This is a genomic window from Microbacterium sp. CFBP 8794 (genome assembly GCF_014841235.1).
Taxonomy (GTDB): Bacteria; Actinomycetota; Actinomycetes; order Actinomycetales; family Microbacteriaceae; genus Microbacterium.
Genome location: NZ_JACYTT010000006.1, coordinates 55,780 through 68,357 on the forward strand (window position 1 = coordinate 55,780; position 12,578 = coordinate 68,357).

General features: G+C 70.8%; 12 protein-coding genes. 6 read left to right on the forward strand and 6 right to left on the reverse strand.

Annotation, left to right across the window (positions count from 1 at the left end):
• Positions 1 to 23: 23 nt before the first annotated feature.
• The gene (locus tag IFU19_RS15425) at positions 24 to 1,484 is read left to right on the forward strand and encodes an oligosaccharide flippase family protein (RefSeq protein WP_192212134.1); all 1,461 of its coding nucleotides are present in this window, start codon (positions 24 to 26) and stop codon (positions 1,482 to 1,484) included.
• A 19-nt stretch (positions 1,485 to 1,503) separates the two neighbouring features.
• Here IFU19_RS15425 and IFU19_RS15430 read toward each other — a convergent pair whose 3' ends face one another.
• From IFU19_RS15430 to purS, 6 genes are all read right to left on the reverse strand, one after another.
• A complete protein-coding gene (locus IFU19_RS15430) occupies positions 1,504 to 2,433 on the reverse strand; it encodes a 2-hydroxyacid dehydrogenase (RefSeq protein WP_342030290.1) in 930 nt (309 codons plus the stop codon).
• A complete protein-coding gene (locus tag IFU19_RS15435; protein WP_192212135.1) occupies positions 2,430 to 3,896 on the reverse strand; it encodes an FAD-dependent oxidoreductase in 1,467 nt (488 codons plus the stop codon). The genes IFU19_RS15430 and IFU19_RS15435 overlap by 4 nt, the downstream gene beginning before the upstream one ends.
• Entirely contained in the window at positions 3,893 to 4,387 is a 495-nt protein-coding gene (locus tag IFU19_RS16745) for an ureidoglycolate lyase (protein WP_055831976.1), read from the reverse strand. Before IFU19_RS16745 ends, IFU19_RS15435 begins: the two co-directional genes overlap by 4 nt.
• 105 nt (positions 4,388 to 4,492) lie before the next feature.
• Complete coding sequence (locus tag IFU19_RS16750; RefSeq protein WP_191916189.1) at positions 4,493 to 5,209, reverse strand: GntR family transcriptional regulator; 717 nt, start codon at positions 5,207 to 5,209, stop codon at positions 4,493 to 4,495.
• Positions 5,210 to 5,487: 278 nt separating this feature from the next.
• A complete protein-coding gene (purQ, locus tag IFU19_RS15450) occupies positions 5,488 to 6,195 on the reverse strand; it encodes a phosphoribosylformylglycinamidine synthase subunit PurQ (protein ID WP_070408720.1) in 708 nt (235 codons plus the stop codon).
• Positions 6,192 to 6,440, reverse strand: coding sequence for a phosphoribosylformylglycinamidine synthase subunit PurS (gene purS, locus IFU19_RS15455; RefSeq protein WP_022878640.1), 249 nt, complete (start codon positions 6,438 to 6,440; stop codon positions 6,192 to 6,194). The genes purQ and purS overlap by 4 nt, the downstream gene beginning before the upstream one ends.
• 282 nt (positions 6,441 to 6,722) lie before the next feature.
• On the opposite strand from purS, the gene IFU19_RS15460 reads away from it, so the two are divergent.
• From IFU19_RS15460 to IFU19_RS15480, 5 genes are read left to right on the forward strand one after another with little or no spacing between them, the layout of a single operon-like run.
• Positions 6,723 to 8,000: an extracellular solute-binding protein gene (locus tag IFU19_RS15460; protein WP_192212136.1), complete on the forward strand. Its 1,278-nt coding sequence runs from the start codon at positions 6,723 to 6,725 to the stop codon at positions 7,998 to 8,000.
• Between the two features lie 60 nt (positions 8,001 to 8,060).
• Positions 8,061 to 9,137, forward strand: a complete 1,077-nt coding sequence (locus IFU19_RS15465; RefSeq protein WP_055831969.1) for a carbohydrate ABC transporter permease — start codon at positions 8,061 to 8,063, stop codon at positions 9,135 to 9,137.
• Positions 9,134 to 10,033 (forward strand): carbohydrate ABC transporter permease, encoded by a 900-nt coding sequence (locus IFU19_RS15470; RefSeq protein ID WP_191916186.1) that lies wholly within the window; start codon positions 9,134 to 9,136, stop codon positions 10,031 to 10,033. Before IFU19_RS15465 ends, IFU19_RS15470 begins: the two co-directional genes overlap by 4 nt.
• Positions 10,034 to 10,062: 29 nt before the next feature.
• Complete coding sequence (locus IFU19_RS15475; RefSeq protein WP_191916185.1) at positions 10,063 to 11,517, forward strand: glycoside hydrolase family 1 protein; 1,455 nt, start codon at positions 10,063 to 10,065, stop codon at positions 11,515 to 11,517.
• 32 nt (positions 11,518 to 11,549) lie between these two features.
• A complete protein-coding gene (locus tag IFU19_RS15480; protein WP_055831966.1) occupies positions 11,550 to 12,563 on the forward strand; it encodes a LacI family DNA-binding transcriptional regulator in 1,014 nt (337 codons plus the stop codon).
• Positions 12,564 to 12,578 lie beyond the last annotated feature (15 nt).

Consider the following 12,578-nt stretch of genomic DNA (forward strand, 5'->3'; position numbering starts at 1 on the left):
CGCACGCGAGGAGGACGACAGACGTGACGCCCGAACGATCTTCGGGCGCACGGGCCCGGGGTGCGACCCTGCTCCTGTCGACGCAATGGCTGCGGTACGTCCTGCAGATCGCCAACATCGTCGTGCTGGCACGCCTGATCGGGCCGGCGGATTTCGGCGTGGTCAGCCTGGGACTGGCGATCGTCGGCATCGCGTCGGTGCTCGGCGACTTCGGGCTCAGCCTCGCCGCCCTGCGCGAGAAGTCGCTGAGCCAGGCGCAGAAGAGCAACCTGTTCTGGATCAACACCGGCATCGGGGCCGTTCTGGCGCTGCTGGTGGCGGCCGTCGCCGTTCCGATCGGCGCCGCGTTCGGCGACGGTCGCCTGGTCGGGGTCGTGCTCATCGCGGCACCCGCCTACCTCCTCCGTGCCGCGGCGGTCCAGTTCCTGGTCGAGCTGAATCGCCGGGAGAGGTTCTCGCGCCTCGCCGCGTCGGAAGTGGGAGGGGATGCCGCGGGCATCGTCGCCGCGATCCTGCTCGCGCTGCTCGGCTCGGGTTATCTGGCTCTCGCCGTGCAGGGCACGGTGGCGGCCGTCGTGTCGCTCGGGTGGGCCGTCGCCGCGGCGGGCTGGCGTCCCGGACTCCCGCGTCGCGTCGAGATGGGGTCGCTGCTCACCTTCGGCCTGTCGACGCTCGCCACCCACGCAGCGCACTACGTCACGACGAACGTCGACACGATCGTCATGGGGGCCTGGTACCCGTCGGCGATCGTCGGGTTCTACTCGCGGGCGTACCAGCTGGTGATGCTGCCGCTGCTGCAGGTCGCCGCCCCGCTGACGCGCGTGGTGCTGCCGCGATTGGCGCACGTCGCCGACAGCCTTCCCGCCCTCAACGAGGCGCTGGCGCGCGCGCAGCGCCTCGTCAGTCACGTGCTGCTCGCCGTCACGGGCCTGCTCGTGGTGTGCGGTGCGCCGTTGATCGACGTGGTGCTGGGCGCCGACTGGCTCCCCGCGATGCAGTTCCTTCCGATCCTCGCCGTGGGCACGGTCTTCCAGACCACGGCGTACGCCTACTACTGGGGGTTCGCCGCTCTGGGACGCTCCGGGGCCCTCTTCCTGTCGGAGATCGTCGGGCGCGTGCCGATGGTGCTTCTCATCGTGCTGCTGGCGCCCCTGGCTCCCGCGGGGATCGCCTGGGGAGTGGTCGTGGGCCAGGTGCTCATCTGGGCCTCGGGAACCTTCGTGTTCGCCTCCCGCGCGGGCCTCGAGGTCGGGGTCCTCGTGCGCGCGTCCCTCGTGCCCCTGGCGGTGAGCGGCGGGGCGACCCTCGTCGCGTGGGGCCTGGACCTCGCGGTCTTCGGGCCGTGGCCCGCTCTGCTCCGCCTGGTCTGCCTGGCAGCGGCGTGGCTCGTGGCAGCGGCGGCGATCATGGCGGTGGGGGGCCGCGGCGACGCCCGCCTCATCGCGCAGACCCTCCGGTCGATGCGTCCGCGACGCTCCGCCTGATGCCCGACGGCGGCGGCTCTCAGCCGCCGATGACGACGTTCAGCGGTTCCTCGCCGGCGCGGAGGCGCTCGATCTGACGGCGCACGAGTCGCGCGATGCGCGGGCGCATGGCATCGGTGGCTCCTCCGACGTGCGGGGCGATGAGCACGCCGTCCAGGGCCCAGAGCGGGTGATCCGCGGGAAGGGGCTCGGGGTCGGTCACGTCGAGCGCGGCGCGGAGACGCCCGCGACGCACGTGGTCGACGAGCGCGTCGGTGTCGATGAGGGGACCGCGGCCGACGTTGACGACGAGGGCGCCGTCGGGCAGGGCCGACAGGGCGGCGTCGTCGAGGATGTGGCGGGTGCGGTCGCCGCCGGGGAGCGAGGCGATGAGGATGTCGGTCTCGGCGAGCACGCCGTCGAGCTTTCCGAGGGGGAAGACCTCGACGTCGTCCTGGAGCCGGCCGTGCGAGGCGACCGCGCGCAGCTCGACCTCGAAGGGCTTGAGGCGCGCGGCAATGGCGCGGCCGACCCCGCCGAATCCGAGGAGCGTGACGCGCTGGTCGGCGAGACCGGTCGCGCCGCCGCCGATCCACTCCGCGCGGTCCTGAGCGCGCACGAACTCCGGCAGACGCCGCTGCGCGGCCAGGGCCAGCGTCACGGCGAGCTCTGCGGTCGCGGTCTCGTGCACGCTGGAGGCGTTCGCGAAGGCGAGGCCCTTCGGCAGGCGTCCCTCGACGTTGTCGTAGCCGATCGACTGGCCCTGCACGAGACCGACCTCGACGCTCGACAACGCCTCGATGACGCCGTCCATCGACATGTACGGGGGCACGACCAGGTCGAACCGCTCACGGGGAGCGGGCCCCGTCATGTCCCACAGCACGAGCTCGACGCCCTCGGGCAGGGGCTGCAGATCGTCGCGCAGCTGTTCGGTGGGCACGGACACGATCAGGGGGGTCTCGGTCGTCACCCCCTCGACGCTACCGCCGTCGGCGCCTCGGCGGCGGCGGGTTGCGCGCGTCGGCCGATCTGCACGCCCACGGGAACGTCGTACGCGAGGTACTCGGCCAGCAGGCTCGCGGAGTCGCGGGCGAACAGGCGGCGGGAGAGCGCGGCGGCCAGCTTCGTCGCCCCGCCCACGAGGCCGGGGATCTGGTGGCTCAACATGCCCTGGCTGATCCGCGCACCGTGGTTGAACATGTGGATGCGCGACAGCGCCTCCCCGCCCGCGCGGTCGACGAGCCCGAAGTCGTCGTCGAGGTAGGGGAACGCGGCGAGCCCCGGGTTCTGCGCCGCGGCCTCGGGGGTGAGCCGCTCGCTCCAGAGCACGGCGTCGGCGGCCACTCTCGCCAGCTCGGGTCGTCGGGCGAGGTCCGAGGCGATGCCGGTCGCGGCAAAGACGACGTCGTAGTGATGGATGCCGTGCGGCGTCGTCACCGCGATGTCGCTGCCCGTCCACGCCACACGCTGCCAGGGCGACGAGGTGAGGAAGCGGAACGTGTCGAAGGCGTGCGCGCGCCACAGGGCGTTCTGCGTGGCGGGCTGGTCGACGGCCGACAGGTGCACGTTGAACGCCCACTTCTGCGCGTCGGTGAAGGTGCCGTAGTTCTCGATGAGCCCGGCGAACTCCATCCAGCGGTACGGGCTGACCTGCGGCATCGCGGCGCGGCGCATGTGCACGTCGACGAGGGCGGCGCCGTGCTCGAGGGCGGTGGCGGCGTTGTCGAACGCTCCCGTGCCGGCCCCCAGGATGCCGATGCGCAGGCCCGCGAGGGCGGCGAAGTCGATGTCGTCGTGCGTGTGCCGCACCCGATCCGCGGGAAGGTCGTGCAGCAGCGACGGGATGGACCGCCCGCCGGCTCCCTCGATGCCGGTGGCGAGCACGACGTGGTGGGCCGAAAGCGTCCAGGTCCCGTCGGGGCCCTCGAGCGCGAGGTCGAGCGGACCGTCGGTGGGGGTGATCGCCGTGACGTGGGTGGCGGGCACCACGGTGATGGCCGAGACCTCGCGGTACCACTGCAGGAATCCCTGCCACGCCGTGGTGGGGAAGTACTCGATCTGCTCCCACGCCGCCGTGCCGTACACGGCTTCGAACCACGCGCGGGGACTCACCGCGGGGGTGCCCCACGTCGGCCAGGCGATGTCTTTGGGGGTGCGCAGGGTGTGCATGCGCGCGTAGGTGGTCCAGGGGCCCGCAGCCCCCGCGGGGGCGGCGTCGAGGACCACCACGTCGTCGATCCCGCGGCGCCGCAGGCCCCGCGCGAGCACGAGCCCGGCTTGACCGGCGCCCACGATCACGACGGGGCGCACTCCGTCGCGCGCGCCCACCCAGGGCCGCCCGTCACCGGCGCTCAGGGCGGACTGGTGCGCCGCCTCGCGTTCGAGGCGCGCGAGACGCGCGGGGGCGTCGGGAAGCGGGGTGAGCACCGTCACTCCGCGTCGATCACGACGCGCACGCCGAAGGCGTCGTCGAGCCGGTGGTTGTGGTGGTCGGTGACGTTGGTGTCGTCGAGCTCGAGGTTGACGAAGTCCATGCTCGGGTCGGCGAAGAACGGTCCCGCGTGCCAGGTGCCCTTGCGCATCGTGATGGCCGTGCGCGGCGGAATGCGGAACGCCCGCAGGTCGTCGAGCGCGGGGGCGTCGAGGCCGGGGGCGGCGACGGCGATCGTCCACTCCACGTCGCCGACGGCCATGAGCGTCTGCGTCGTCTCGAGGTGACGGGTGACGCGTACGAACTCGGGCGACTTGTCGTCGAGGTGCATGAGGTAGAAGCGGGGGATGCCGTTCGACACGTCGAGCACGGCTTCCTCGGCGGTGAAGGGCGTGCCGTCTTCCATCGGGGTCAGCACGACGCCGTAGGGCTCGAAGCCCGCGGGGGTGACGGTCTCGGCGGTGAGGTGGTGGGTGGAGAGGGTGTCGGACACGGGGGCTCGCTTTCGTCGGGTAGCCCGACAGTACGCTTGTCCAACAAGCTTGCGCGCTACTTGTCCAACAACTTCACCGCTCGTTTACGCGGCAGAAACGCGCGTTCAGGAGCGGACGCGACGGATCAGTGCGTTGCGCAGGCCTGTCGGCGCCGGCAGCTGCACCTCGCGCGACCAGTACCCGATGGCGTCGTCGACCCCGTACCCGCAATAGGTCATCTCGATGGCCGGGGTGCCGGCATCCGTCGACAGGATCGCGGCGCGCTCGGCATCGAGGGCGATCGCGTCGATCCACAGGGTCTCCCACGCGACCCGGATGCCGTTGGCCGCCTCGGCCAGCTCGAACACCGGTCGGTGCGGGTCGAGATCGACCTCGCGCGAGAGCGGCACGAGGTCTTCGGCCAGCGCATAGGGGGCGGCGTCGACGCGCCACATCTTCACCGTGCGCAGGACCCCGGTGCCGTCGGGCAGCTCGTCGTACCGCGACGGGTCGCCCGCGGAGAGGGTGAGTCGATCGGATGCCACGAGCTCGAGCGTCGGCTCGTACCCCGCCGCGCGGATCGACAGCGAGTGGTCGAACTGCTGGTCGATGCGCCGGCCGACACCGGGGAGCCGCCGGTTCGGCGACGTGCGGGCGCCCTGCGTGCGATGCACGTACCCGCGCTCCTCGAGGCGGATGAGCGCCTCGCGCACCGAGTTGCGGCTCGCGCCGGTGAGCTCGGCCAGGCGCGGTTCGGAGGGCAGGGTCTCGGCATCCGCTCGCCACAGGTGCAGGATGCGGTCGATCAGTGCGTCCTGGTCGGGCGCGCGCTTCTCGGTCACGCCCTCACGCTATCGCGGGGGCGCACCGATGCCCGCCGCGGGCGGACGCGCGCACCGCGGTGAGGTGCGGAGCGCGGTGACCAGCGCAGCGCGGTGAGGAGCGCAGCGCGGTGAGGAGCGGAGGGCGATAGGCCGCGGGAGGATGGGGGAGCGCGGTGACCAGCGGAGGGCGAGGGGCCGCGGGAGGGCGCTGGGCGGCGCAAGGCCCTCCGCTCGTCCCCGGCCCTCCGCACGTCACGGCCGAGGCGGGCATCCGGGACCCGACGGCCCGCCGGGTGTCAGGCTGCGGCGCCCACCACGGCGGCGATGGCCGAGGTGAAGAAGCCGAGTCCGTCGACGCCCGAACGCATCGCGACGTCGGTGCCGGGGCCGAAGCCGGGCTCCACCGCGTGCTCGGGGTGCGGCATGAGGCCCACGACGTTGCCGCGCGCGTTGGTGAGGCCGGCGATGTCGTCGAGCGAGCCGTTGGGGTTCACGCCCACGTAGCGGAAGGCCACCAGGCCCTCGCCGTTCACGCGCGCCAGGGTCTCGGCGTCGGCGATGTAGCCGCCGTCGGCGTTCTTCAGCGGGATGACGATCTCGTCGCCCTCGGTGAAGTCGCTGGTCCACGCGGTCGAGGCGTTCTCGACGCGCAGGCGCTGGTCGCGGCGGATGAACTGCTGGTGGGCGTTGCGGATGAGGCCGCCGGGCAGCAGGTGCGCCTCGACGAGCATCTGGAAGCCGTTGCAGATGCCGAGCACCGGCATGCCCTTGGCCGCGGCGTCTTTGACCTCGGCCATGATCGGCGCGAAGGCCGCGATGGCCCCGGCGCGCAGATAGTCGCCGTACGAGAATCCGCCGGGCAGCACGAGGGCGTCGACGCCCCGCAGGTCGTGCTCGCCGTGCCAGAGGGCGACGGGCTCGCCGCCCGCGAGGCGGATGGCGCGCTGCGCGTCGCGATCGTCGAGCGAGCCGGGGAACGTGATGACCCCGATGCGAGCCGTCACTCGACGACCTCGATGTTCACGACGTCTTCGATGACCGCGTTCGAGAGCATCTCGTCGGCCAGCTCGCGGGCGCGGGCGAGGGTGGCCTCGTCGACCTCTCCCTCGACGGTGAGTTCGAAGCGCTTTCCGATGCGCACGTCCGAGAAGCGGTTCTCGCCGAGCCGCGACAGGGCGCCGGCGACGGCCTTCCCCTGCGGGTCGAGAAGCTCGGCCTTGGGCATGACGTCGACGACGATGGTGGGCACTGCAGCTCCAGAAGTCGGGTGGCGTTGTGGGTGCCAGTCTACGACGCTCGGGCTCGGCATCCCCGCCTCGCGCGGAGCGACCGCGCGCGCGGAGATCGCATCGGGTGGACCGAGTTCGGGGTCGTCGGCTCCCGGCCGGACCGCGAGGAATGTGGGAGCGCTCCCTTGACGTCGTGGGAGCGATCCCATATCGTCGACCTCGATCGGTTGAGAGCGCTCCCACGTGAGGTTGCGGGGGAACACCAGCGCTACCGGTCAGCACCCACCACAAAGGAGTGATCTGTGAATTCACGTGCCCTGCGCCGGACCGCGCTCATCGCCGCCGTCGCCTCCACCTCCGCCCTCGTGCTCGCCGGTTGCTCCGGTGGCGGGGGAACCGCCGCGGGCGGCGGTGACGAAGAGGTGACCCTCACCGTCGCCACGTTCAACGACTTCGGCTACACCGACGAGCTGCTCAACGCCTACACGGCCGAGCACCCGAACGTGAAGATCGTGCACAACCGCGCGGCCAAGTCGAACGACGCCCGCGCCAACTACTTCCAGAAGCTCGGCAAGTCGGGCCTGGCGGACATCGAAGCCATCGAGGTCGACTGGCTGCCCGAGGTCATGAAGTACTCCGACCTGCTGGCACCCGTTCCCCAGGACCTGCAGAGCCGCTGGCTGGACTGGAAGGTCAAGGCCGCCACCGATGCCTCGGGCAACCTGATCGGGTACGGCACCGACATCGGCCCCGAGGCCATCTGCTACCGCGCCGACCTGTTCGAAGCGGCCGGGCTCCCCTCCGACCCGGCCGAGGTGGCCGCCGCCCTCGAGGGCGACTGGTCGACCTACTTCGAGATGGGCGACAAGTACGTCGCCGCCACCGGCAAGCCGTTCTTCGACTCGGCCGGCAGCGTCTACCAGGGCATGATCAACCAGGTCGAAGCGGCCTACGAGAACCCCGACTCGGGCGAGATCACCGCCACCACCAACCCCGACGTCAAGAAGATCTACGGCATGACCCTCGACGCCGCCAAGACGCAGTCGGCGCACTTCGAGCAGTGGTCGACCGACTGGTACGCCGGCATGGCGAACGGCGCCTTCGCGACGCTGTCCTGCCCCGGCTGGATGCTGACGCAGATCGAGGGCAACGCCCCCGAGGTGGCGGGCTGGAAGATCGCCGACACGTTCCCCAACGGCGGCGGCAACTGGGGCGGGTCGTACCTGACCGTTCCCGGCAACGGCGCCCACGTCGCCGAGGCGCAGGCCCTCGCCGACTGGCTGACCTCGCCCGAGCAGCAGGTGAAGTTCTTCCAGCAGACGGGCACCTTCCCGAGCCAGGTCGACGCGCTGAAGGCGCCCGAGCTGCTCGAGAGCACCAACGCCTACTTCGGTGACGCCCCCATCGGCGAGATCTTCACGAAGCGCGCCGAGGCGGTCAGCGTGACGCCGTTCAAGGGCGAGTACTACTTCCAGGTCAACGACGCGATGCAGAAGGCGCTGACCCGCGTCGAGAGCAACACGCAGGACGCACAGACCTCGTGGGACCAGTGGGTCTCGCAGGTGGACGCCATCGGCTGATCTCGCCTCGATCACGGGCCGGACGCTCCGCGTCCGGCCCGTGCTCCCGGAAGGAACCTCGTGACCACGACACTGCAGCCCCCCGTGACCCCCGCGGCCTCCGCCGCCGACGGTCCCCCCGCCCGTTCCCCCCGACGTGTCGGCTTCGGCTCGAAGCTCAGCGCGTGGGACCTCAAGCTCTCGCCCTACCTCTACATCTCGCCCTTCTTCCTGCTCTTCATCGTCACGGGCCTCTTCCCGATCCTGTACACGGGCGTCATCTCGTTCATGGACTGGGACCAGATCCGCGGCTCGGGGACGTTCGTCGGCTTCGACCAGTACGCCTACGTGCTCTCTCAGCCCGCCTTCTGGGACGCCCTGCGCAACACCTTCAGCATCTTCGTGCTCTCGACCGTTCCGCAGCTGCTGCTCGCGGTGTTCATCGCGGCGATGCTCGATCAGAACATCCGGGCGAAGACCCTCTGGCGCATGGGCGTGCTCGTGCCGTACGTCATGGCCCCCGTGGCCGTGGCGCTGATCTTCAGCAACATGTTCGGCGACCAGTACGGCATCATCAACACCCTGCTCGGCCGGATCGGCCTGCCCGGGGTCGGGTGGCACTCCGACGCGTTCGCCAGTCACATCGCCATCGCCACGATGGTCAACTTCCGCTGGACCGGGTACAACACCCTCATCCTGCTGGCCGCCATGCAGGCGGTGCCGCGCGAGTACTACGAGGCGGCGACCGTCGACGGGGCCGGCAAGATCCGCCAGTTCTTCTCGATCACGCTGCCGAGCCTCAAGCCCACCCTGATCTTCGTCATCATCACCTCGACGATCGGCGGCCTGCAGATCTTCGACGAGCCGCGCATGTTCGACCAGTCGGGCACCGGTGGCTCCGACAACCAGTGGCTGACGATCTCGTTGTACCTCTACAACCTCGGCTGGGGCGAGTGGAACTTCGGCCGCGCCGCGGCACTGGCGTGGATCCTCTTCCTCATCATCCTCGCGATCGGTGCGGTCAACCTCTTCATCAGTCGCTCCCTCGTGCGCGACGAGGGCTCACGCGACGGTCTCAGCCGCGCGCAGCGTCGCGTCGCCGCCCGTGCCGCGAAGCAGCGGCTCGCCGAATCGACCGGAAAGGTCGCCCGCTCATGAGCGTCATCGACACCAGCCCCGTCACCGGGGCAGTCGACCCGAAGCCCGCGCGTCGGCGCCCGCGCGCCGTCCGCGGCTCCCGGCCCGGGTGGTTCGTCTACGCCAGCCTCGGCGTCGTGCTGCTCGCCGCCCTCGTGCCCTACTACTGGGCTCTCCTGATCGGTTCGGGCGACTCGGCGACCATCCGCAACCCCGAGCTGTCGTGGATCCCGGGCGGCAACTTCTTCGTCAACGCCGCCGCGGTGCTCGGCAACCCCGCCGTCAACTTCTGGGCGGGGCTGTGGAACTCCATCTTCAGCTCGGCCGTGATCGCGGCATCCGTCGTCTTCTTCTCCACGCTCGCGGGCTGGGCGTTCGCGAAGCTGAAGTTCCGCGGCGGCCCCTGGCTGCTGTTGTTCGTCGTGGCGACGATGGCCGTTCCCACGCAGCTCGGGGTCGTGCCGCTGTACATCCTCTTCAGCGAGATGGGATGGACGGGCCAGATCGGCGCGATCATCGTGCCCGCGCTGACAAGTGCGTTCGGGGTGTTCTGGATGACGCAGTACCTGCGTCAGGCCGTGCCCGACGAACTCATCGAGGCCGCCCGCGTCGACGGCGCGAGCTCGTTCCGCACCTTCCTCACCGTGGGGGTTCCGGCCGCGCGGCCCGCCGCCGCGATGCTCGCGCTGTTCACCTTCGTCACCGCGTGGAACAACTTCTTCTGGCCGTTCATCGTGCTCGACCGCCAGAACCCCACGCTGCCGGTGGCCCTGTCGCTGCTGCAGTCCAACTACTTCGTCGACTACTCCATCGTTCTGGCGGGAGTGCTGCTGTCGACGATCCCGCTGCTGCTGCTGTTCGTCTTCGCCGGCAAGCAGCTCGTGAGTGGCATCATGCAAGGGGCGGTGAAGGGATGACCCTCGCGCCCACGGAAGGAACCCGAACCATGTCCGACACCCGAGCCTTTCCCGAGGGCTTCCTCTTCGGCGCCGCGACCGCGGCCTACCAGATCGAAGGGGCGGCCTTCGAAGACGGCCGCGCCGCGTCGATCTGGGACGCCTTCAGTCGCGTCCCCGACGCCGTCATCAACGCCGACAACGGCGACGTGGCGTGCGATCACTACCACCGCTACGCCGGTGACGTGCAGATGATGAAGAGCCTCGGACTGCAGACCTACCGCTTCTCGACGTCGTGGGCGCGCGTGCGCCCCGACGGGGGCCCGGTGAACGCGAAGGGCGTCGACTTCTACAAGCGTCTCGTCGACGAACTGCTCGGTGCCGGCATCCTTCCCTGGCTGACGCTGTACCACTGGGACCTCCCGCAGGCGCTGGAAGACCGCGGCGGATGGACGGTGCGCGAGACCAGCGAACGCTTCACCGAGTACGCGCTCGACATGCACGACGCCCTCGGCGACCGCGTCGACGTCTGGACGACCCTCAACGAGCCGTGGTGCTCGTCGTTCCTGAGCTACACCGCCGGCGCGCACGCTCCCGGCCACTACTCGCAGGCCGAGGGCATGCTCGCCGCCCACCACCTGCTGCTCGCCCACGGGCAGACGGTGCGCGAGCTCCGTGCGCGGGACTCGTCGCTCAACCTCGGCCTCACCCTCAACCTGACGGTCGCGGATGCCGTGGATCCGGCCGATCCCGCCGACCTCGACGCCGCGCGTCGCGTCGACGGACAGTTCAACCGCTGGTTCCTCGACCCCGTGTTCCGGGGCGAGTACCCCGCCGACATCATCCGGGACTTCCGCGACACCGATGCCGCGGCCGTGGCCCGCTGGCAGGAGGCCGTCCGGCCCGGCGACCTCGACATCATCTCGACGCCGATCGACTCGCTCGGCGTGAACTACTACCACGGGGAGTTCGTCGGCGGCACGCCGCCCGAGGTCGACCCGCCCGCCGGGGACGCACCCACCACGCGTCCCATCGGAAAGCCGTTCCCGGCCCACGAGAACCTGTACTGGCACGATCGCGGCCTCGCGCGCACGAACATGCACTGGGAGGTGCAGCCCGAGGGGCTCACCCGCCTGCTCGAGCGGGTCAGCGACGAGTACTCGGCCGAGGCCGGCGTCGCCCTGTACGTCACCGAGAACGGCGCCTCCTACGACGACGAGCTGGTCACCGACGGCGACGAGGCGCGCGTGCACGACACCGAGCGCGTGGAGTTCGTCGAGGCCCACCTGGGCGCGGTTCTGGATGCCGTGGACAAGGGCGTCGATGTGCGCGGCTACTTCTACTGGTCGCTCATGGACAACTTCGAGTGGGCCTGGGGATACGAGAAGCGCTTTGGCATCGTGTACGTCGACTACCAGACCCAGGAGCGCACGGTGAAGGACTCCGGCCGGCAGTACGCTCGCATCATCGCCGAGCGCGCACTGGTCACCGCACCCGCGGTGTAGGCCGCGCGCGAGGGGGTCGAGGAGGCAACGCGATGGAACTCGCACCCGTGCGGGGCACCGCCACGATCGAAGAGGTCGCGGCGCGGGCCGGTGTGTCACGTTCGACCGTGTCGCGCGTGGTCAACGGTTCCACCGCCGTCTCCCCGGCCGCCCTCGAGGCCGTGCGCCGCGCGATCGACGAACTGCAGTACGTTCCCAATCGCGCGGCGCGCTCCCTCGCCAGTCGGCAGACCCGGGCCATCGCCCTCGTCATCCCCGAGCAGACGGAACGCTTCTTCGGAGACCCGTTCTTCGCCTCGATCGTCGCCGGCATCGGCGAGGTGGTCGGCGAGTCGGACTACATCATGAACATGCTGATCGCCAGCGACGACGCCAGCGCCAAGGCGCTGGCGTACCTGCGCGGCGGCAGCGTCGACGGGGCGATCGTGGCCTCGCACCACACCAGCGACACCTTCCTCGACCGCGTGGCCGACGTCGTGCCCGTGGTCTACGGCGGGCGCCCGGCCCGCGTGCGCGCGGACGACTACTACGTCGACGTCGACAACGTGGAGGGCGGTCGTGTCGCCACCGCCTATCTGCTGGCGCGCGGTCACCGCCGCATCGGCACGATCTCGGGCCCGCTCGACATGCCCGCCGCGATCGACCGCCTGCAGGGCTTTCGCGACGCGCTCGGCGAGGCGGGCGTCGAGCCCGCGGCGATCGAGGACGGCGACTTCACCGAGATGGGCGGCGCGCTGGCGATGAGCCGGATCCTGTCGGCGGGCCCGCTGCCCGACGCGCTCTTCGTCGCCAGCGACCTGATGGCCCGCGGCGCCTACGCGGCGTTGCGCGACAAGGGGCTCGAGGCCGGGCGCGACCTCGCCGTCATCGGGTTCGACGACTCCGCCGTGTCGACGGCGTTGCGTCCGGCGCTGACCACCGTGCGCCAGCCGTCGTTGACGCAGGGGCGGCACATGGCATCCGTTCTGCTCGACATCCTCGCCGGGCGCCCCGCGGCGCACGCGACGATCCTGCCCACCGAGGTCATCGAGCGCGACTCGGCCTGAGACCCTCGCGATCGG